Annotated in this window: 19 protein-coding genes; 3 read left to right on the top strand and 16 right to left on the bottom strand. The window is 63.9% G+C overall.

Translation table 11 applies throughout. The features are described from left to right. Positions 1–341 precede the first annotated feature (341 nt). The 4 genes from PAN31108_RS22130 to PAN31108_RS22145 form a co-directional block, all read right to left on the bottom strand. Positions 342–1,457, bottom strand: a complete 1,116-nt coding sequence (locus PAN31108_RS22130; RefSeq protein ID WP_150670919.1) for a YbdK family carboxylate-amine ligase — start codon at positions 1,455–1,457, stop codon at positions 342–344. 3 nt (positions 1,458–1,460) lie between these two features. Then, positions 1,461–2,666: a cation:proton antiporter gene (locus PAN31108_RS22135; protein ID WP_150670920.1), complete on the bottom strand. Its 1,206-nt coding sequence runs from the start codon at positions 2,664–2,666 to the stop codon at positions 1,461–1,463. Positions 2,667–3,215: 549 nt separating this feature from the next. Continuing rightward, a complete protein-coding gene (gene mnmC / locus PAN31108_RS22140; protein ID WP_150670921.1) occupies positions 3,216–5,234 on the bottom strand; it encodes a bifunctional tRNA (5-methylaminomethyl-2-thiouridine)(34)-methyltransferase MnmC2/FAD-dependent 5-carboxymethylaminomethyl-2-thiouridine(34) oxidoreductase MnmC1 in 2,019 nt (672 codons plus the stop codon). After that, positions 5,231–6,931, bottom strand: a complete 1,701-nt coding sequence (locus PAN31108_RS22145) for a ClcB-like voltage-gated chloride channel protein (protein ID WP_150670951.1) — start codon at positions 6,929–6,931, stop codon at positions 5,231–5,233. Before PAN31108_RS22145 ends, mnmC begins: the two co-directional genes overlap by 4 nt. Before the next feature lie 738 nt (positions 6,932–7,669). On the opposite strand from PAN31108_RS22145, the gene PAN31108_RS22150 reads away from it, so the two are divergent. After that, complete coding sequence (locus PAN31108_RS22150) at positions 7,670–8,125, top strand: MarR family winged helix-turn-helix transcriptional regulator (protein ID WP_150670922.1); 456 nt, start codon at positions 7,670–7,672, stop codon at positions 8,123–8,125. A gap of 79 nt (positions 8,126–8,204) precedes the next feature. Here the strand turns inward: PAN31108_RS22150 and PAN31108_RS22155 are convergent, their stop codons facing one another. Together PAN31108_RS22155 and PAN31108_RS22160 are read right to left on the bottom strand one after the other, a co-directional pair. Beyond that, the gene (locus tag PAN31108_RS22155; RefSeq protein ID WP_150670923.1) at positions 8,205–9,152 is read right to left on the bottom strand and encodes a DedA family protein/thiosulfate sulfurtransferase GlpE; all 948 of its coding nucleotides are present in this window, start codon (positions 9,150–9,152) and stop codon (positions 8,205–8,207) included. Between the two features lie 220 nt (positions 9,153–9,372). Then, positions 9,373–10,938 (bottom strand): DHA2 family efflux MFS transporter permease subunit, encoded by a 1,566-nt coding sequence (locus PAN31108_RS22160; RefSeq protein ID WP_150670924.1) that lies wholly within the window; start codon positions 10,936–10,938, stop codon positions 9,373–9,375. 446 nt (positions 10,939–11,384) lie between these two features. Between PAN31108_RS22160 and PAN31108_RS22165 the strand changes: the two genes are divergently transcribed. Beyond that, positions 11,385–12,179 (top strand): MHYT domain-containing protein, encoded by a 795-nt coding sequence (locus PAN31108_RS22165; RefSeq protein WP_150670925.1) that lies wholly within the window; start codon positions 11,385–11,387, stop codon positions 12,177–12,179. A 182-nt stretch (positions 12,180–12,361) separates the two neighbouring features. Here the strand turns inward: PAN31108_RS22165 and PAN31108_RS22170 are convergent, their stop codons facing one another. The 5 genes from PAN31108_RS22170 to PAN31108_RS22190 form a co-directional block, all read right to left on the bottom strand. Then, positions 12,362–12,577: a hypothetical protein gene (locus PAN31108_RS22170; protein ID WP_150670926.1), complete on the bottom strand. Its 216-nt coding sequence runs from the start codon at positions 12,575–12,577 to the stop codon at positions 12,362–12,364. A 57-nt stretch (positions 12,578–12,634) separates the two neighbouring features. Then, complete coding sequence (gene thpR / locus PAN31108_RS22175) at positions 12,635–13,219, bottom strand: RNA 2',3'-cyclic phosphodiesterase (protein ID WP_150670927.1); 585 nt, start codon at positions 13,217–13,219, stop codon at positions 12,635–12,637. Positions 13,220–13,333: 114 nt separating this feature from the next. Beyond that, the gene (locus PAN31108_RS22180) at positions 13,334–13,720 is read right to left on the bottom strand and encodes a hypothetical protein (RefSeq protein WP_150670928.1); all 387 of its coding nucleotides are present in this window, start codon (positions 13,718–13,720) and stop codon (positions 13,334–13,336) included. Between the two features lie 104 nt (positions 13,721–13,824). Further along, complete coding sequence (locus tag PAN31108_RS22185; RefSeq protein WP_370819709.1) at positions 13,825–14,403, bottom strand: hypothetical protein; 579 nt, start codon at positions 14,401–14,403, stop codon at positions 13,825–13,827. 14 nt (positions 14,404–14,417) lie between these two features. After that, positions 14,418–14,771, bottom strand: coding sequence for a hypothetical protein (locus PAN31108_RS22190; RefSeq protein ID WP_150670929.1), 354 nt, complete (start codon positions 14,769–14,771; stop codon positions 14,418–14,420). 437 nt (positions 14,772–15,208) lie between these two features. Between PAN31108_RS22190 and PAN31108_RS22195 the strand changes: the two genes are divergently transcribed. Further along, positions 15,209–16,006, top strand: coding sequence for a DUF2076 domain-containing protein (locus PAN31108_RS22195; RefSeq protein WP_150670930.1), 798 nt, complete (start codon positions 15,209–15,211; stop codon positions 16,004–16,006). A 293-nt stretch (positions 16,007–16,299) separates the two neighbouring features. On the opposite strand, the gene mnmE is transcribed toward PAN31108_RS22195, so the two are convergent. The 5 genes from mnmE to rpmH all read right to left on the bottom strand — a co-directional run bounded on the left by mnmE (position 16,300) and on the right by rpmH (position 20,562). Beyond that, positions 16,300–17,709 carry a tRNA uridine-5-carboxymethylaminomethyl(34) synthesis GTPase MnmE gene (gene mnmE, locus PAN31108_RS22205; protein WP_150670932.1) on the bottom strand — a complete coding sequence of 470 codons (1,410 nt, stop codon included), beginning with the start codon at positions 17,707–17,709 and terminating at the stop codon, positions 16,300–16,302. 107 nt (positions 17,710–17,816) lie between these two features. Further along, a complete protein-coding gene (gene yidC, locus PAN31108_RS22210) occupies positions 17,817–19,469 on the bottom strand; it encodes a membrane protein insertase YidC (RefSeq protein WP_150670933.1) in 1,653 nt (550 codons plus the stop codon). 24 nt (positions 19,470–19,493) lie between these two features. Next, the gene (yidD, locus tag PAN31108_RS27105) at positions 19,494–19,850 is read right to left on the bottom strand and encodes a membrane protein insertion efficiency factor YidD (protein WP_150670934.1); all 357 of its coding nucleotides are present in this window, start codon (positions 19,848–19,850) and stop codon (positions 19,494–19,496) included. Between the two features lie 78 nt (positions 19,851–19,928). Continuing rightward, positions 19,929–20,366, bottom strand: coding sequence for a ribonuclease P protein component (gene rnpA / locus PAN31108_RS22220; RefSeq protein WP_174995101.1), 438 nt, complete (start codon positions 20,364–20,366; stop codon positions 19,929–19,931). A gap of 61 nt (positions 20,367–20,427) precedes the next feature. Further along, a complete protein-coding gene (gene rpmH / locus PAN31108_RS22225) occupies positions 20,428–20,562 on the bottom strand; it encodes a 50S ribosomal protein L34 (protein ID WP_010806664.1) in 135 nt (44 codons plus the stop codon). Positions 20,563–21,290 lie beyond the last annotated feature (728 nt).

Here is a 21,290-nt window from a genome sequence, read left to right on the forward strand (position 1 = left end):
TAAAACCTTGCTACGAGCGACGCGAAAACGGCAAAACGCTGTCGTCCCGAACAGTGGAAAACGCAGCGCTCGCGATGCGTCGGTTGTCCTGCTGAAGGCCCTCAGGCGGCAATTGCCCTGTGTTTTGCCTTCGATAGCGGCACAACGGGGAAGCGAATCCTGCGGTGTGCCGCCTAACGGCATAACCGCATAACCGCATAACCGCATAACCGCATAACCGCTTACCGAGAGGCCCCCAGCTCACCGTGCAGGCAATAAAAAACCCCGCCAAGGCGGGGTTTCCTCACACCGATCGCGCACCAGACGCGTAAAGCCAGTGCGGACCATGGCAGACTTTCAGGTCATGCCGCCCATCGCAGGCATTGCTGCCGAACCATCTCGTTGAGCGACTTGGCCTCGGCGTGGATCTCGCGCAACCAGACCGCGTCGTTTTTGCCGGACGCCACCAACTGACGGATGTCGTCACACGCCGCTTCGGCTTCGAGTTTCACCGCATGAGGTTTGATGAGGTCCAGGGTCTTCGCGATGTGGTCGCCCAGCATCGAGCGCTCGCCGGTCTGCGGATCGACGTAAGCGCCTTCCAGACCGAAACGGCAGGCCTCGAAGCGATTGAACGTATAGACGAGGTAATCGTCTTCGCTAAGCTCGAACGGGCGCTCGTTGAGCAGATAGTGGGCCAGAGACTGGATATAACAGGCGATAGCGGCCGCCCGATGGACCGACAAGGGGGTATCCATCACCCGAACCTCGATCGTGCCAAAGCCCGGTTTAGGACGGATATCCCAGTAAAAGTCCTTCATGCTCTCGACCACACCGGTCTTTACCATCTTGTCGAAGTACGTCTCGAAGTCCGACCACTTGAGCACGAACGGCGCGCGACCCGACAACGGGAACGCAAAAACGGAGTTCAGGCGCGCCGAATGGAAGCCGGTATCCACCCCCTGCACGTAGGGCGACGAGGCCGACAGCGCAATGAAATGGGGGATGTAGCGCGACATGGCGTGCAGGAGGTACAACGCGCTGTCCGGATCCGGGCAACCGATGTGGACGTGCTGACCGAACACGGTGAACTGCTTGGCCAGATACCCGTAGAGCTCGGAGAGAAAGTGAAAGCGTGGCGAATCGTAGATCGTGCGCTCGCTCCAGCGCTGAAAGGCGTGCGTGCCCCCACCGCACAACCCGACGTTTAGTTGCTCGCTCGCCGCCACCAGCACGTCGCGCACGCGGGTGAGCTGGGAGACGGCGTCGCTATGGTGATGGCAGATATCGGTGGAAAGCTCGATCATGCTTTCGGTCATTTCCGGCTTGATATCGCCCGGATGCGATTCCTTGGCGACGAGCCGCATGACGTCGGCCGCCGCCTTGGTCAGATCGTAATCGTGCCGATTGACGATCTGCATCTCCAGCTCCACCCCGAAGGTGCAGGGCTTGGAGGGAATGAATGCTTCTAGTGACATGGCTTAATCCTTCCGTTCACCGACAAGGGCCAATGCCCAATAGACCACCAGCGGTCCGGCCAGTTGCAGCAGCGCAATGGCGCACATAACCACAGCCTTGAGCATCGGATCGAATTGAGGGTAGATGTCGTACGTGTCGGCGACGAGTACGAACGCGAGACTGGCCATCGGGCACAGCGACAACCCGAGCGCGACGGCCTGCTTGTAACTGATACCGGCCTGGTGCGCGACGGCCACCGTGCCCACGACCTTGGCCGCGCCGCGAATGACGATGATCGCCAACGCCGCCAGTCCGCCGAGGACGAGGTATTCCCACTGGAACGCCAGCGACGTCAGCACGAACAGCACCACGGCCAGCAGCCATCCGGCCGTGCCGAAATAGGCGGGCCATAACTGCGGCCGCTCATCCAGATTCCTGAAAATGATCCCGGCGAGCAGCAGCGTGAGCGAGTTCGGCAGCTTGAGCATATGCACCAGGGCAACCATCAGCATGATCAGACCGATGAGCATCACGAACGCGTGATGGTCCTGACTACCGAACTTCCGGAAGACCAGATTGCAGGCCTTGGCGAGCGCGAACGCCAGCACGATCGAGCCGATGAGCAGATACAGCGGATGGAACAGCACGACCCAGAAGCTGGAGTGGTACGCCTGGTGCATCCAGCCGTAGACCAGCTTGACCGCGACCACCGCGTACACGCTGTTGAGCGCGGCCAGCGCCAGCAAACGCTCCGTCACCTGCCCCTCGGCCCGAAGCTCGTTTTTCAGCTGGATGACGACCGCCGGGGAGGTCGCCATGCTGATGGATGCGATGAGGACCGCCGTGAGCGGCGATACGTTGAAGACTCGCAACACCGCGTAGACCGCGATGAACGTGAGCAAAGCTTCGAGTGCACTGGTGACGATGATCCAGGGGTTGGCTCTCATCCATTTCAGGTTGAGGCGGCTGCCCAGTTCGAACAGCAGCAGGCCAAGCGCCAGATCGATCAGCAGCCGGATGGCCGCGCTCGTCTGCGCGTCCAGCATGGACGAAAGACCCAGGGTGCCACCGACCAGCCCGACTACCGCGTAACCGGTGATGCGCGGCAGGCGCAGTCTCCGGAAACAGATTTCCCCGGCAAGACCGGCAAATACCAATGCCAGCCCAGCGAAGAAAACGGGGTCGGGCGCCGGCGGCCAGCCCGGAAAAAGGGACAGTTCCGACGTCATTAATGCTCGCTTTGCGCCGCTTGACGGCGCATCAAGTGGTGAAAAGGAAAGAAAGTCGCGCGCGGGGTTGTGGATAAAGGACAAATGCGCGACGAACCCGAAGGGTTGGGGTCATTTTGCCATACTCGGTTTTCTGGCCCTTCAAACGGTCGTCGCGATGGCCGAAGGCCCGCCGTACGGGCATGTCCGGGGAGTTCGTCGAGGGAAGCCGGTTTCCTGCCCTGCCGACCGCGGCCGTCGATTGCCTCGGGATGCCTGAGATCGCAGTGAATTTCCATGACAGCCGGAAAGTGTCGGGGGCGAGCGCGGTAAGCGCGTCGCCCCCGCGTGGGGCGGGCTTTCCACCCCTATAGGGTCAGATTCGATTTATTGGCCCGGTGCCGCTTTTTCGGAGAATGGATGCATGGGAGCGCAGTCCAAGTCCTTCAGGGGGACGTGAGAAACGGCCTCGACGCAGTTTCGTCTGACGATCCCGGCGGCACCTCGGGCATCTCAGGCATTGCAACGCATCTCGAGGCGCTTAGTGGCTTCAATCTGAGTCAATCTGACTCAGACCTTCCGCAATGCCTGCATCAGATACCGCGCCGGATCGATGGCGTCCGCCAGATCGCTGCCGATGGGCCACGGCTCGCCTTCGAGCTGACTGGCGACGAGTTCGGCACACAGCGACGCGAAGACCAGTCCGCGGGAGCCGAACGCAAAGCTGGCGTACAGCCCGTCCAGACGCGGCAGATCCCGCAGATGGCCGCCGGACAGACGCCGCCGCTGCGGCTCGATCGCGCGCATGTCCGGCAACTGCCCCGCCATCGGCAGACGATCGGGAGCCAGCGCCCGGAAGGCCGTGCGTCCGCCCAATTCGGCGGCGGCGCGCTCGCTGGCCAGCCCGGCGTCGCCGAAGGCTTCCGCATGAGCCGGCAGTAACGCCGCCAGCCGGCGCAGATTGGCCTGATGATCGGCCAGACGCACCGTCTCGGCGGGATCGTCGAAGCCGTACGTCGCGCCGGTGACGGGGCCTGCGCCGGCGAGCGGCGACGGAGCCACATAGCCGTCGCCGCACACGGGCACGCGAAGCGACGGCAGCGCGTCGGGCGGCAGGAAGGTCAGTTGCCCACGCACGCGCCTGACCGGCACGAATGCCGGATCGAGGTACGGCGCGAGCAGCTTCTGCGAGACGTCGGCGGCCGTCACCACAACCGCGTCGGCAACGGCCAGTTCGCGCCCGGTTTCGTCAAGCGCGGCCCAGCGCCCGTCGTCACGACGCACCAGCTGCGCCACGCTCACGCCATAGCGTGCGTCGAGCGACGGACCCGCCGCGACCAGTTCCGCCCGGCAGAGCATGGCGGGCGCGAGCCAGCCACCCTCCGGATACCATACGCCGCCGTGGGTCAGCGTTTCTCCCGCGAGCGCGGAGGCTTGCGACGCGTCGACCCATTTCGCATACGCCTCCGGATACGCGTGCGCGGCCATGAGTTGCTGCAAGGCGTGCGCCTCGGCCTCGGTAGCGGCGACCTGAAGCAGGCCGTCGGCGCGTCCGGGCAGGCCTCCCGGCAGCGTGCGCCATTGCGAGAGTGCGTAGAGAAAACCGGCGCGCGTCAGACGCGACAACACGTTGTCATCGGCCGAGAGTTGCGGATGGAAGACGCCGGCAGGGTTGCCCGACGCCGCAGTGCCCGGCGCCTGCGCCCGCTCGAAGAGCCGGACGCGCCAGCCGCGTGCCACGAGACGTCGCGCCATCGCCGCGCCCGCCATGCCCGCACCGACCACGATCGCTTCACGCGGGTGCGACGCCCGCGGCGTGGGGGCGGCGGGCGGATCGTAGCGGCGCATGCGATACGGCGGTGCGTAGGGCCCGGCGAGCATCGAGCGTTTCGGCCCGTAACCGTGTTGGCGCGCGACCTGGAACCCGGCGGCAATCAGATCGCGCCGGACCTGTCCCACGGCGGTATATGTCGCCAGCGTCGCGCCGTCGCGCGCCAGCCGTCCCAACGTCTTGAAGATGTCCGGCGTCCAGATGTCGGGATTTTTCGACGGCGAGAAGCCGTCGAGATAGAAGGCGTCCGCCCCGACACGCAGCGACGGCAACAGCTCCGACGCATCGCCGAAGCCCACGCTCAGCACCACCCCCGGTGCGAGCTCCAGCCGGTGCCAACCCGCCACCGGCGACGGCCACATATCGCATAACCGCTGGACGAGCGGCGCGAGTTCGGTCATGCCGGGCTGCACGAGCATCGGTTCGAGCATGCGGCGCAGATCCAGCGCGCGGAATGGATGCTTCTCGACGGAGACGAAGTGCAGTCGGGCGGGCCGCTGCGGGTCGTCGCGCCATGCGGCCCAGGTCGCGAGGAAGTTCAGCCCCAGACCGAAGCCGGTCTCGACAATGACGAATTGCCCGCGACCGCGCCAGCGCTCGGGCAAGCCGTTACCGCCGAGAAAGACGTACCGTGCCTGACCGAGTGCGCCGCCCGTGCTGTGATAGACGTCCTCGAAGGTGTCCGAATAAGGCGTGCCGTCTTCCGTGGTCGACGGCTGCGCAGGTGTGATCGGGCCAATGCCCGGACGGCGGCTCATTCGTTCCCCCGCGCTTCGGTCACGATGTCAATGAGCGCCGGCAGCGACACTACGCCCAGCCATTGGCCATCGCCCCCCGCGACGGGCACCCAATCGGCGTGCATCTTGCCGACCGAGCGCAGTGCAGCGACCAGCGTCATGTCGCCGTCGAGCGCTTTGCACGGTGTGACGGCCTGCGTCCATCGTGCCGGTTCGCCCGTCGCCTGGCGTCGCCACCAGTTCGCCGCGTCGAGCGTGCCGATCAGACGGCCGTCCGGCGCGCGCACCACGAGGTTGCGGTAGCCGGATGCGACGAAGCGCTCGCCAATCGCCTCCGAACTGTCGTCGGCGCTCACAATGGCATCGTTGTCCACGACCAGCGACGACAGACGCATCTCGCTGCCTTCGCCCGTCATCGACAACCAGCGGCCGGCCACCTGATTGCGATGCAACGATTTGGCGTAGACCGAGTCGGCCCGCAGTGTGTGCGCCGTCAGATAGGCGGTCACGCAAGCCAGCATGAGCGGGAGGACGACCTGATAACTGAGCGTCATCTCGAAGATCATCAGAATCGACATCAACGGCGCGTAAGTGGTGGCCGCGAGAAACGCCCCCATGCCGACGACGGCGTAGCTGCTCGCGACCGACGCCGTCGCCGGCGCAAGCGCATTCATCGCGAAACCGTAGAGGCTGCCGAGGGCGGCGCCGACGAAGAGCGTCGGCGTGAAGACCCCGCCGACCGCACCGGAACCGGCGGAGGACGCTGTCGCGAGCACCTTGAACACCAGCACCATCGCCAGCGCTTGCCACGCCCAGTGCGTATGCAGGATCGAGTTCACTACGCTGTAGCCGTTGCCCCAGACCTGCGGCACCTGCAACGACAGCACCCCCACGATGAGGCCGCCGAGGGCGAGGCGCAGGAACAGGGGGACGGGCAAGGCGCCGAAGCGCGCCTTGGCGGTGTCGAGCAGCCGCAGGAATAACGGGGCGAGCACGCCGGCCAGCAGGCCGAGGCCCATGTAAAAGAGGACTTCCCAGCCGGAGACGAAGTCGAAGCGCGGCATCTGATAGACCGCGTCGTAGCCGAGAAACTGACGGATGACGATATTGGCGATGACCGAAGCGACGACCAGCGGCCCGAGTGTGGCTGTGGAAATCGACCCGTAGACGATCTCGGAGATGAACAGCGCACCGGCAATCGGCGCGTTGTAGGCGGACGTGATGCCGGCCGTGGCGCCGCACGCGACAAGCAGCCGCAAACGCTCCGGAGGGAATGCGAGCATGCGACCGACGAGCGAGGCGAACATCGCGGCCAACTGCACCATCGGCCCTTCCCGTCCGATCGACGCGCCCGAGGCTACCGAGCACAACGACGACAGGCTTTTGACGAGCGTTTGACGCAGGCTCAGCACTCCCGTGCCGATGGCGATCGCCTCCATATAGTCGTCGGCGCCCTTTTTCGGTACCCAGCGCGTGGCGTACTGAAGGATCAGCCCGGCGACGAGCCCACCGGCGCTCGGCAGGAGCAGGCGCTGCCACCCGTTCAGATTCTGTGCCAGTTCGACCATGCCGCCGCGATGTCCGGCAAGCAGAAATTGCAGGCCCGAGAGCGCTTCACGGAACGCGACGGTCGCCAACGCCCCCAGCAACCCGACGATGCCGGCCAGCAGCAACGTGATTTGCAGGGTGTTCGGCGCAAACTGTCGTCGCACCCACACGACGACGGGCGATTTGGCCCAGGCGGACAGGGCTGGCACGGATAAGAGACGGTTGTTGTCGTAGTGGGCCTCATGGTATCGACCGACGCCTTTTTTTGAAAGCGGACCACCAGCCGATGATGCGGGCGGCAGACGTCTCAAAACTGAGGAATGCTCAGGTAACGTAATTTTTCACCGAATCTTTTCCGAGGTGAGCGGAGCGGCACCGATGCATGACGAACGGATTGCCGGGGGCAGTGCCATTTAGCGTCGTGAATTCGCCAAACGGTGTTCGATGTCTGCATGTCTTGGTGCTGACTTCGATGTCGTCGATCGATTCGATGCGCGGTGGATTGCGCGCAGGAACGCCCTGCCGTCACCTCCCTGCGGACCCAGATGCCGCAAGAAACTGAATGATGCTCAGATAAAGTGTTTTTTTCAGCTATCGCCAGCGTTCGTCGGCGCACCGGCGGTGCTTGCGTGCGTCACGGGAAACCGATTCGACACGCGCCCGCCCTGCGCCGATTTCGGCAACCTGTTTTTTCCCCCGCTGCCGGCCACGTTTCCCCTACCGGCATGCGATGGATTCTATTTTTCGCCCCCCGACAGCGTGGAATCCGAACGCGTCCTGACCGGTCGGGCGGACGGTAAATCCGAGGCCGAGCAGCGCCTTCAATGTTCCATCGCATCGCTGGTCACATTCCACGCGGTGAAATAGAATGGCGCGCAATCGAATTGGAACTCAAGCGTCATACCCGAATGGCAGTTAGCAAAAAGACCGCACAAAAAGCGCCCGTGTGTCTGGAAGATCAGCTGGGCTTCGCGTTGTACTCGGCTTCGCTGGCGATGACAAAGGCGCACAAGCCGATGCTCGACAGACTCGGTCTGACCTACTCCCAGTACCTCGCGATGGTCGTGCTCTGGGAGCAGGACGACATTGCCGTCAACCAGCTTGGCGCCCGTCTCGGCCTCGACTCCGGCACGCTCACACCATTGCTGAAAAGACTGGAAATCATGGGGCTTTTGACGCGTCGCCGTGGCGAGGAGGACGAGCGTCAGGTGTTTATCGACCTGACGCCCCGTGGTGTGAATCTGCGTCGTGAAGCGCGTCAGGTGCCTGCGCAAATTCAGGCCGCCACCGGTCAGTCCGATGCCGCGCAGAAGACGCTTCGCAACCTGCTTCTGCAACTGCGCGATACGCTCAATGACGCCTGACAAAAAATAACGCGCGCTTCCCGAAGGAAAAACGCGCGTCATTCAGTTGTGCGCAATCGAATGCACCGCCAGTGAAATTTCAGTGCGCCGGCACGAGCATTTCCATGCCGTCGATTTTCTCCACCGTGTAACCGGCGTCACGCCATGCGTCCAGTCCCCCCAAGAGCGGACGCACTTCCGCGAACCCCTGCTGACGCAATTGCTGGGCCAGTTTGGCGGCCGTTACCTCGTTGGGGCAGGCGCAGAAGACCACGATGCGGCGATCGCGGGGCACATTCCGCAATTTCTCGGCGATTTCGTTCGGCTCGATGGCCAGTGCGCCGGGTATCGTGAAGGGATCGACGGCGCGGCGTGCGGCCGAGCGCACGTCGATCACGACAGGCGTAATCTCATCCTTCATCCAGGCTTCGAGCGTTTGCACGCCGATACGCGCCATGCGCAGCGAGCGCAGCAGGCGGTAGCGGTTCAGCCAGCGATTGAGCAGGTACAGCGCGAAGACGAGCGCCACCAGCCACAACACGCCTCGGCCGAGGGTATCGAAGGCGTCGAGCACGGCGACGATATGCGACGCGAAGCCCACACCGAGCGCCACGGCCACGCCCGACCAGAGCACCGCGCCGATGGCGTCGTACAGCAAAAAGGCGCGCCACGATACGCCGAGCGCCCCGGCCATCGGCACCGACAACGCGGACAGCCCCGGCACGAAGCGCGCGAACATCAGCGTGCGCACGCCGTTGCGTCCGATCGCCCCTTCCGTTCGGCTCACGCAGGTGTCGGGCGAGATCGACAGGCGGCACATCAGACGCAGGATGTGATGGCCGTAACGGCGTCCGGCGAGGAACCAGAGCACGTCGCCGAGCAGTGCGGCAAACACCGCCAGTGCGACGATCAGCAGCGGCGCGAAGCGTGATGTCGACGCGGTGACGATAAGCGTGGGATAGGCCGGCAGCGGCAGCCCCAGCGCCTGTCCGAAGATGTTCAGAAAGACGAGCCAGAGCCCGAAGCGGGCGATCATGTCGAACAACATGCCGGGTACCTGTTGGCAGAAGAGGGTTGGCCGGTGCGCGGCGGACGACGACGGCCACGCGCGCAGTGGCACGAAATACCGCATGTTAGCGCCCGGCTGTGACGGCCAGAAGCCGGGAACGCGAAAAGTATTGTTGCTTTTCTGGAACGATCGCCGCGAAACGCTGCAAGACGCCTTGAGTCGTCTGGGAAAGCGTGCGGCTATCGTTCCGATCGTCCCGTCAGTGCCCGATCGTCGCCGAGGCGCCCTTCCTGGGTTTGGTCAGCCAGACGAGCGCGGCCATTACAAGGAAAACGTACCCCGACAGATAGAAGATGTCGTTCGTCGCCAGCATGAAGGCCTGGTGCGTCACAAGGTCGTTGAGCACGCTGAGATCCGCGCCGCTCGCCAGGCCCAGCCCCTGCCGCAACTGGTCGAGGTAGCGCGTGGTGGCGTCGGCGTATGGCGTGACGTGCTCCGCGAGCCGCGCGTGATGGTAGATGGCGCGGTCCTCCCACATTGTCGTGCTCACGGCGGTGCCGATAGCGCCCGACAGCGTGCGGAAGAAGTTCGACAGACCGGAGGCGGCCGCCAGCCGCTCATCCGAAATGCTCGATAGCGTGATCGTCGTGAGCGGCACGAAGAAGCAGGCGATCCCGATGCCCTGCACCAGCCGTGGCTCGATGACCTTCGCGAACGACAGATTGAGCGCGAAATGCGAGTTCCAGAACGACACGCCGGCGAACACGAAGAACGCGAACGACGCCACGGCCCGCAAATTCAGACGATGCATGTTCTGCCCGATGATCGGCGACAGAACGAGCGCCAGCAGACCGACCGGCGCCGTCGCCAGCCCTGCCTTGCCGGCGGTGTAGCCCATCACCGTTTGCAGCCATAGCGGGAAGATGACGACCGAGGCGAAGAACGTCATGAAGCCGAACGAAATCACCACGACGCCGAGCGCGAAATTGCGATCCTTGAAGAGCGTGAGGTCGATGATCGGTTTGTCGGACGTCAGTTCCCACAGGATCAGGAACGACAGGCAGATCGCGGCCGTGAGCGCGAGGGTGACGATCAGGCTGTTATTGAACCAGTCGCGGTCCTTGCCGAGGTCGAGCATCATCTGCAACGAGCCGACGCCGATCGCCAGCAACGCAAGACCGATCAGATCGATAGGCAGTCGCTGCGTTTTCGTCTCATGACCGCGCAGCAGAAGGAAGCACGATATCGCCGAGAACAGCCCGACGGGCACGTTGATGTAGAAGATCCACGGCCACGTGTAGTTATCCGTGATCCATCCGCCGACCACGGGGCCGAAGATCGGCGCGACGATGACGGTCATCGCCCATAAACCGAGCGCCAGACCGCGTTTCTTCTCGGGAAAGCTGCGCAGCAGAATAGTCTGCGAGAGTGGCACCATCGGGCCGGACACAAGGCCTTGCAGCAGTCGGAAGACGACGAGCGACTCCATATTGGGGGCGAGGCCGCATAGCATCGACGCGATCGTGAAGGCGGCGACCGACAACACGAAGAGCTTCGCCTCGCCCACGCGTCTCGCGAGCCAACCGGTCAGCGGCACGGCGATGGCGGCGGCCACCGCGTAAGAGCTGATGACCCACGTCCCCTGACTGTTGGACACGCCGACGCTCCCGGCGATGGTCGGCACGGCCACGTTCGCGATGGACGTGTCGAGCACTTCCATGAAGGTGCCCAGCGCGAGGCCGATGGTAAGAATTGCCAGTCGCCCGCCGGTGAGCGGCGCGCCGGTCGGTGCGGCGGCGGAGTTTGCGGTGGCGGCGTCTGCCATGTAAAGCGTTTCCCTGAAATGACGGACGGCGGATGCGACGCCGCGCGATCGATGTCTTCCCCGGATGGTGCCGCATATCCGTTGCGTTGTGCGACGCAGGTTTGGAAGCGGGTCTCTAAATCGTCAGGAGGCGTTCGCCCTTATCTTGCAATGCATTTCGTTTTGCGTGAATCACGCGTCCCGTAAGGGTTTGCGGGAGATGCGGTTCGCCCGGCGCATTTGGCTTGCGGCGATTCGATCAGTTTTACCGACTGACAGACGGTTTTGCCCCTTGACGCCGCAGGGGCAGCAGGATTGAATCGCCCGTAGTGCCCTGACGCTTGCCATGCTGCGTCGCTGTCCGAGGCGCTGTCGTCACGCCGTCATTGTCTTGCAGGCTCACACAAGAAACTTTCGTCCCCTCGCCCAGCGGCGGTCCGGCGATAGCAAAACCACAGGATAAGCCCATGCAGCCAGGTAGCGTCGTTCCCCTTTATTACAGCGAGTTCCTTGTCCTGCTCTCCTTCGTGATATCGGCTTTGGGGGCCTATGTCGCTTTGGTGGCCGCCTCGCGCATTCGCGACGAGGACGGGCGTATCAGCACCGGTTATGTCGTCGTGGCGGCGTTCGCGCTCGGCGGCATCGGCATCTGGGGCATGCATTTCATCGGGATGGCGGCGCAACGCATGCCCTTCCCCGTCTCTTATTCCCTCTGGCCGACGTTAGGCAGTCTGTTGTTGGCCGTGATCGTCTCCGGTCTGGCGCTGTGGTACGTCGCGCGGGCGCCATATCGCAACGCCTTGCAATGTGCAATCGGCGGTGTGGGAGCGGGCTTGGGGGTTGCCGGCATGCACTATCTCGGCATGAGTGCCATGCGCACGCAGGCGTATCTCGAATGGGATACGACGATCGTCGCGCTGTCGGTGCTCATCGCCATCGTGGCGGCGAGTGTGGCGCTGTGGCTGGCGTTCCATCTGGAAACGAGCCTGCAACGCGCGCTGGCGGCGCTGGTCATGGCGGTGGCCGTGTGTGGCATGCATTACACCGGCATGCGTGCGGGCACGATGATCTGCACGGCCGAGACGCGCGCCCAGGTCAGCTTGCGGTTGCAAGGCGACACGCTGCCTTACGGCGTGTTCGCGATCGCCTGCGTCGTGCTGCTGGCGATGGCGGTGCTGCTGTACCGCACCTCGCGCAAGCGGCGAGAGCGCATGGCGGCGCGGCTCGATGCGGTGATGCGTCAACGGGCGGGGCACGTCTGACCGGTGCGGCAACGGGATGGCAATCGGGCCGTCTTCCGATCTGACGCAATGCGCGGACCGAATGCCGCGAATGCCCCGGGGGCATTGCGTCTCGCCACAATACAAAACGCCGGCCCCTCGTAAGACGGGCCGGCGTTTTGTTGGGTCAGGCTGTCAGAGCGTCTGGCGACGTTGCACCGGCATCAGTGCAGAATCGGGCTGGCTCCGATGGGCATGACATCGCCTGTTTCGATCAGGTCGACGATATCGAACGGTTCAGTGTTGAGTTCGCGCGATGCGCCGGGTTGACCGGCATACCACTTAACCATCGCCATGTGACCCAGCACACGTATCACGATGCCAACGGCACCACGCGGCACTGCGATGTGATTGGATTTGACGATCGATCCGATTTGCACGTGAGCCTCCTGCGAATGACGAGAAACCGATGCGCCGACCGGCCGGCCGGTGCATCGTCATCCGACTATACCGTATTGCGTTGACGGCATTGCCGATTTCTCGACGGACGTCTCGAAAAAGCCTTCCGATTGTCCGCCGTGATGCTCGGCGAGCAGGCGGTAGTGCGGGCCGCGCGGGGTTCGCACCGAGTGAACGAGCACGTAGCCGTCGCAATGCCAGACCAGCGGCGGCGGATGCGGATCGGAGGGGGCGCGCCGCGCATGCCGCAGGAGCGACACGTGCGGGCGAAACGACTGCGTTACCACGCGTGCGCCGGTCGCTCGCCATTGCGACAGCAATGTGTCGCGCGTTGCGATGAGATGCTCCGGCACGCTCGGTGCGCCGGCCCAGACGATCTTGCGATCGGACCAGTAACCGAGATGATCGAACGTGAGCGTGAACGGGTCGAGCGGTGTGCGCTGCATGAGCGCGAGCAGCACGGGCAGACGTGCGGGGTCGACCTCGTCGAGGAATGCGAGCGTCAGATGCAAGGTCTGGGCGCGCAATACGCGTCCGCCGCATTCCGCATGGGCCGATCGGGCCCACTCGTGAAGCTGCGCGCGTACGCTCGACCCGGGCCACAGGGCAAGGAAGAGTCGCATGAGAACACCAGGGAGTGGATCCTGCTGACGATTCTCATAGTAGACGGGGGATCCGGCGAATGCCAGCCGGGCAAACGGCAGTGGATCGGCGTGACGCCTCGCGTCGTGAGCCGATCAGTTCGTCGAAATCCCCGGGGTAATGCCCTTGCGAGCGCGGCGCGGCGTGTCGGCCGGCTTCTCTTCCGGCTTCGCCTGCACGGGCGGGCGCATGATGCTGTTCCAGTTGTTCTGGATGGCGGTGTCGGTGGTGTCGCGGGCAACGGCGCGTGAGATGTCGGCGGCGGGATTGAACGTCGACGTGCTACCGCCCGACGCCGAACCGCTTACGCCGTTGGTGGCATTCGTGGCATTTGCCGGGGCGGACGTGTTCTGTGCGTGCGCGTGTGGCGCGACGGCCAGCGCCGTTACGAGAACGGCGGGAAGCCGCCACCACGGGGACTTGCGCTGCGCAAGCGCAAGACGGGCATTCGGGGCAAGGCGGACAGTCGAATCGTGAGCCATCGGGTATCTCGTGCGAGCGGACGGGGACGCCGGACGCGCGCCTCGAAGGGGCAATGTCGGCCGACGTCCGTCATGTCGCAAATATCGTTAATGTCGCTGTGGGATCAGTAGCTGCCGGGCGGCGGCTTCCAACCCGGGGGCGGAGGCGGCGGCGGTGCATAGCGCTGAACCGGCTGCGACGAGATCATTTCGCCGCGCACAGGAACGCGATTGCCGGAGGCATACATGCACTGAACGTAGGACTGATCATAGCGGCTTTGCGTCACGTATGCAGACGACTGCGCGTTGCCTGCGCCCACCGCACCGCCGGCGAGCAGACCCGCCCCGGCTCCGATCGCGGCGCCCGAGCTGCCACCGATGGCGGCGCCGGCCGCTGCCCCGAGGGCCGTGCCGAGGACGGCGCTGCCGATGGCGCTGTTGTTGGCGGCGGCGGTCGTATCGATGCCGCTGTTCTGGCCGGAGGCGTACTGGCGGCAGGTGAAGTCATCCTGCCGGAACTGGTCGAACGACTTACCCGTGCCGGGCAGCGCCATGAGGCTGGGGCCCGTCGGTACGACGACACAACCGGCAAGTGTGGCGGCAGCGACGGCGGCGGCGAGGGGCGCCATCAAACGCGACCTGCGTTGCGTGGGCGTCGGCTGGGGCGTCGTCGGCATGGCGTAGTCAGGCGATTCGAATGACATCACGTGTCTCCCTGTCAGTTCGTGGCCGGTTGCGCGGGCACTTCGCGCCATCCGGTCGGACACGTTTTCACGTAGGGGTAGTAGGCGCCGGCCTTGTCGCAGTAGTACCAGGTGTCGCTGCTCGCGCCGGGCTGATCGTATTGCGCGCCGGGTTGCGGTTGTTCGATGTATTGCTGCGGTTGGCTCGGCAGGACGACGAGCGGCGGTGCGTAGTACGGGGCGGGTGCGGCGTATGGGTAAGCGTACGGATAGGGGTAATAGCCGGGGCCGACCCAGACGCGCACACTGCTATGCCATGCAAAGGCGCTGCTGCTGGCCATGGCGGCGGCCACGGCGATGACGCCGAGGACTACAGGAAGACGTTTCACGACACGGACCTCGAAGAACGAACCCCGGGCGCGGTGGATTCCGCCTCGCGGACGTGCGTCGACGCAACGCCGCCCTGGAGCTGACGCATGAGAGTCTAGGCCCGCGACCTTCGCCGGGCAATTGCGATGCCTGTTAGAAGTGTTTCAAAGCATTACGCTTTCGACTTGAGAATGGCGGATGTCGGCGGTGTTGTGAGGGCGTGCCGTCGGCGCGCATGGCAGGGTGATCGATGCGCTTTCGGCGGCATGCGCGCGGCTTGCTACATGTCGTTACACAGCGCGACGCCGCCTTAAGATCCGCTTAAGCTTCGCGACGCACACTGGCCCCGTGATATGCCCCTTCGCCCGCGCTTCGCCTTCGGTAGCGCCCGTGCGGGGCGCGTCACTTGCACAACCAGTACAACACGGGTCATTCGCGTCGCTCGCAGAGGCAAATCATGAACCAGCAGGAATTGCAGACACTTCAGGGCTTTCTGACTCAACTCACGCAAGCGCAGGCGGGCGTCAAGGACGAGCAGGCGGAGGCGTTGATCGCCGATGCCGTGCGTCGCCAGCCGGATGCGGCGTATCTCCTCGTGCAGCGCGCACTGCTGCTCGATCATGCGCTGGTCTCGGCGCGTGCGCAGATCGCGACGCTGCAATCGCAATTGCAGGCGGCACAGGGCGGCGCTCGCGACAGTTTCCTCGGCGGCGCGAACACGTGGGGTAACGCGGGGAATGCGGCCGGTGCGGGAAGCCCGGCAGGTGTCGGCGCTGCGCCGGGATACGCCGCGGGTGCAGGGGCTGCGCCGGCATCGTATCCGACGCAGATGCAAGCGCCTGTGCAGGCGCCGTCACCGGCGGCCGCGCAACCGGCCGCGCCGGCACAACGTTCGGGATGGCTCGGTGACGGCGCGCGCAGCACGCTCGGCAGCATCGCGACGACAGCCGCCGGCGTGGCCGGCGGCGCGTTCTTGTTTCAGGGTATCGAGAGCCTGTTCCACCGCAACAACGGCGGCGGGTTCTTCGGCCAGCCGGCGTTGGGCAGCGGCATGATGCCGTCGGAGACGATCATCAACAACACGATCTACGAGAGCGGGAACGGACGCGACAACAATTTCCTCGACACGGCGAATTCGGACTTCTCGGGTATCGACGACGGTCTGATGGGCACCGGCGATTCGGGCGACAACTACACCGACGACTACACCGACGACTACACCGACGACTACACCGACGATTCGAATGACATCTGATGACAGCCGCCGGGAGCAACGCCCGACGCTCCCGGCGGCTAACCCGTCACTGGCGCTTAGCGCTTCTGATAGTGGTCATTCGTTCTGGCGTTCTTGTACGTCCCACCCTTGTGGGAGGAGCCCGCACCTCCCGCATAATGACCGCCCTTGCTGCTGTGGCTACCCGCACCACGGCTGCCGCGAGCCTCAGTCACGAGTGGGGCAACGGCGAATGTCAACGCAAGCGCAATGGCCAGTGTCTTTCTCATGGATTCCCCCGGTTGTGAAGCATGGTTGCCGCGATCTTGCGGCGGTTACTTCCCAATACAAAACCGGCTGAAAATCACCCCGAGCAAATCGTCCGAAGTGAATTCACCGGTAATTGTGCTGAGTTGTTCCTGCGCGAGGCGCAGTTCTTCGGCGAAGAGGTCGAGGGCGCTCGCGTTCCGACGCGCATGAGCGTCCGCCATCTCGATGTGATCGCGTGCGGCGCGCAGTGCCGACAAATGACGCTCGCGCGCAAGAAACACGCCCTCGTTACCCGCCTGCCATCCCGCGATCCTGAGCAATTCCGCACGCAGGAAATCGATCCCCTGCCCGCCTTTTGCCGACAAGCGCACGCCTAGCGGTGCATTGCCTTCCTTCGGCAGCACCGTCGCCGGCTGGCCCGCGAGATCGGTCTTGTTGTACACACGCACGATCGGCACGTGCTTCGGCAGTTGCGTGGCGATGACTTCGTCTTCGGGCGTCATGCCGGTACGCGTATCGAGCAGGTGCAGCACGGCATCCGCCTTCGCGATTTCGCTCCAGCTGCGCGCGATGCCGATGCGCTCCACCTCGTCTTCCGTCTCCCGCAAACCCGCCGTGTCGATGATGTGCAGCGGAATGCCGTCGATCTGGATCGTCTGCTGCACCTTGTCGCGCGTCGTGCCGGCGATCGGCGTGACGATAGCCAGTTCGGCACCGGCCAGCGCATTGAGCAACGACGACTTGCCGACGTTCGGTTGCCCCGCCAGCACGACATTGATCCCCTCGCGCAGCAACGCGCCCTGACGCGCTTGCGAGAGCACCTGCGCCAACTGCGCGCGAATGCGTTCGAGCTGACCGAAGGCGTCGGCAGCCTCGAGAAAATCGATTTCCTCTTCCGGGAAGTCGAGCGTCGCTTCGACGAGCATGCGCAAATGAATCACCAGATCCACCAGCGAATGAATCTCGCGCGAGAACGCTCCGTCCAGCGACCGGCTCGCGGAACGTGCGGCGGCCTCGGTGCTCGCCTCGATCAGATCGGCCACGGCCTCGGCCTGTGCCAGATCGAGCTTGTCGTTCAGAAAGGCGCGATGCGTGAATTCGCCCGGCGCCGCAAGGCGCACCCCCAGCGCCTCCCCTTCGTCGATGCATCGCTGCAACAGTAGTTGCAGAACGATCGGGCCGCCGTGGCCCTGTAGCTCCAGCACGTCTTCACCGGTGTAGGAGTGCGGCCCCGGGAAGTACAGCGCGATACCGCGATCGAGCGCTTCACCCGCACCGTCGAGAAACGGCAGATACGACGCGTGACGCGGCTTGAGCGGTTGGCCGACGAGACGCGCGATGACCCGTTGCACGGCGTCGCCGCGGTGCGTGCCGAAGGACACGCGCACCACGCCGATGCCGCCACGTCCCGGAGCGGTGGCGATAGCAGCGATCGGTACGGTCGCAACGGCGGAAGTGGAGGCAGTGACGCTCATGGAACGACTCGTTGAAAAACAATGGCTTATTTTGACATGCACCAAACAAAACCGCCCGCGAGAGGCTCGCGGGCGGCGGTGTCGGTCAGACGGTCGGACGTTGATCGTCAGGCCGCCTTTTCCTTCTTTTTGGTGCCGAGCATCCGGTTGATGGACCACTGCTGCGCGATCGACAACGTGTTGTTGACCACGTAGTACAGCACCAGACCGGACGGCAGGAAGAGGAACATCACCGAGAAGATCAACGGCATGAACATCATCATCTTGGCCTGCATCGGATCCGGCGGCGTCGGGTTCAGCTTGGTCTGGATGAACATCGACACGGCCATCAGCACCGGCAGGATGTAATACGGATCCTGCGTCGAGAGGTCATGAATCCAGCCCAGCCACGGCGCGCCGCGCATTTCCACCGACGAGAGCAGCACCCAGTAAAGCGCAATGAACACCGGGATCTGAATCACGATCGGGATACAGCCACCGAACGGGTTGACCTTTTCGGTCTTGTACAACTCCATGAGCGCAGCGTTCATCTTCTGCGGATCGCTCTTGTAGCGTTCGCGAAGCGCCTGCATGCGCGGCGTGATTTCCTTCATGCGCGCCATCGACTTGTAGCTTGCGGCCGACAGCGGGAAGAACACCAGCTTGATGATCACGGTCACGGCGATGATCGCCCAACCCCAGTTACCGATCAGCGCGTGCAGCTTGGAGAGCAACCAGAACAGCGGCTTGGCGAGAATCGTGAAGTAACCGTAGTCCTTCGTCAGCTCCAGACCCGGCGCGATCTGTTCAAGCATGTGCTCTTCCTGCGGGCCGGCGAACAGACGGGCATCGACCGTCTCGCTGCCGTTCGCGGGAATGCTCGCGAGCGACTGTTTCACGCCAACCCGGTACAGACCGTTGTCCAGCTTGCCGATGTAGTTGTCGCGCGGGGCGCCTTCCTTCGGAATCCAGGCCGTGGCGAAGTAATGCTGCACCATGCCGATCCAGCCGTCGCTCGATTGCTTGATGTACTTCGCCTTGTCCTTGTCGATGTCGCTGAACGTGATCTTCTGGAACTTCTCGTCGTTGCTGTAGACCGTCGGGCCCGTGAACGTGTGCGAGAACTTCGCGCCGCTGATTTCACGGCCGTCACGCACCAGTTCCATGTACAGCGTTGGCTTGATGGCGGCGTCGGTCTTGTTGATGATCGTGTTCGATACGTCGATCACGTAGCTGCCGCGATGGAACGTGTAAGCACGCACCAACTGCAAGCCGCCCTTGACCGGCGATTCGAACTTCACGGTCAGCGTGTCGCCCGTCATCGTGGTCGGGCCGGGCACTTGCGTGAAGATGTCGTTGTGGTACGGGAAGTCGCCACCGATCAGACCCGTGCGCGCGAAGTACTGGTGGCTCGGGGTGTTGTCGAACAGCACGACGTGCTTGTCGGCTTCGTCGGCGTCCGGCCACTTCGTGAGCGCGAGGTACGACAGCGTGCCGCCTTGCGTGCTGATATCGGCCTCGTAGACATCGGTCGTGATGCGGACCTTCTGTGCGGCTGCGGCGGCCGGTGCATTACCCGGTGCGTCGCCTGCGGCGGCGGCGTTGGCCGATGGCGGCAGGTCGTTGGCCGGTGTCTGGTTGGCGCCCGTGGCGGCCGGGGCCGTGGCCTCGGGCGTCGGGAAGAACAGCGACGAATGGCCATTGGCGCGTTGCCAGTTGTCGAAAAGCATCACGACAGACAGCGCGAAAATGACCCAGAGTACGGTGCGTTTGATGTCCATGCGGTAACTCGTGGTGGACGAAACTCAGAAATGGCCCGGCGCGCGGCGCGTAACTGCCGATGCGGCCGCGGGCCCGGACGAGACCGTCCGCTTCGTTCGCGACGTGTCGTCTCCGGTCGCCTTGTCGGCGCCATCGGCGGTTTGATCGGGAACGTTACAGACGTGTCGAGCCGGCGGTACGGGATCGAAACCGCCGGGATGAAACGGATGACAGCGGCATAGACGCCTGGCCGCGAGATAAGTGCCGTAGCCGGCACCGTGCTCGATGATGGCCTCGCGTGCGTAGTCGGAGCAGCTCGGATGAAAGCGGCAACGGTTCCCCAGCCAGGGACTGATCACCAGCTTGTAACCGCGCAATAGCAACAACAGCACGCTTCGCATCTCGATTCCGCCTGTCAATCCGGCCGAGGTGGCCGGGAGGGCGGCGCATGCCCGGGGTCGGGCGCTACCGTGTGGGGACTAACTACCTTCCGTCTTGTCGTCAGAGGCGCGGCGCTTGCGGGCAGCCTTTTCGGCTGCGTCGAAGAGCTGCGCGAACTCGGTCTGGCACAGTGTGTTCAACACTGGCGCGGCCGCCGCTGTATACGTCCCCTTGTCGAAACGCCGGGTCAGTCGCAACACGAAGTCCCAGCCATCGAGCGCCGCCCGACGCTGACGGAACATCTCGCGCGCCTGACGTTTGATCAGGTTGCGAGTGACCGCACGCGGTGCGTGCTTCTTACCGACGACAATGCCGATGCGGCCTTGTTGAGGCGAGGCATCGGCAGAGGTGTCCGGCGCAGCTTCGCGCCGGCGCATATACAACACGAAGTGCGCGCTACGGCGCAGGGGGCGCAAACTAAAAACGGATGAAAACTCATCCGTTTTGAGAAGTCTGGCAGCTTTGGGAAACCCCAATGCCGGGACTTCGCGCCTTGCGGACTTAACGCGCAAACCGCAGTACGACCGAGAACCGCGATCAGACGGCCAGGCGCTTACGGCCCTTGGCGCGACGAGCGGCGATGACCTTGCGGCCACCACGGGTCTTCATGCGAACCAGGAAGCCATGGGTGCGCTTGCGGCGCGTCACGGAAGGCTGAAAAGTACGTTTCATGATGCACTCACTGTGTGAAAAAATTCCCGCGCAGCAGCATCGTAAAACGCCACAAGAACACCGTGAAAACCTGCAAATTCAAGGACTTTCACGCGCGTCCCAGCCGTCGGGAGTTGGATAGGAATCCGGTTATCTTTCTAACGAACCCGCTATTTAATCGGCTTTTCCGTTGTGTGTCAATAGGTTAGCCATCGCCCCCACGGCGCCTGCACACGATCGGTGCTCCGGTTGTCGCGGATTCGCCAACTGGGCGCCTCAAGCCTGTGGATAATGGCGGGAATTGCCCGTTTACTCAATGATTGCCAGTGGATAAATGGGGATGTGGGCAAATTTCCCGCTCGTCGCGGCAAATCGTCGCAATTGCCGGGCATTTGCGCAGGCATCGTGCGAAGGCAGGCGGGTTAACGCGGCGCGTCCGCCCGGAGATGCGCATGCTGTGGGCATTCCTGTGGATAACTCGCTTTGCCGCCGCTTTGGCGGTAAAATCCCCCATCAATTTTTTTCCCCGCAGAGTACCGGTGACGTCGCCATGTGGATAGCGCGCCGGGTTTTGTCGTCTGCGCGCGCCGCAGGAGCCGGCCGCACGCGCGAGATCAAACCCGAACGCAGCGCCGTGGTTCGTCTCGCGCCGGACATCTGCAATGCGCCGCTGGTCCGACTCGACTTCTGCCGATTGCCCGTCACAACCCCTTGGGAGGACGGATGACCGGCTTGGTTTGGCTGCTTTC

Source organism: Pandoraea anhela, assembly GCF_902459655.1.
Classification (GTDB): Bacteria; Pseudomonadota; Gammaproteobacteria; order Burkholderiales; family Burkholderiaceae; genus Pandoraea; species Pandoraea anhela.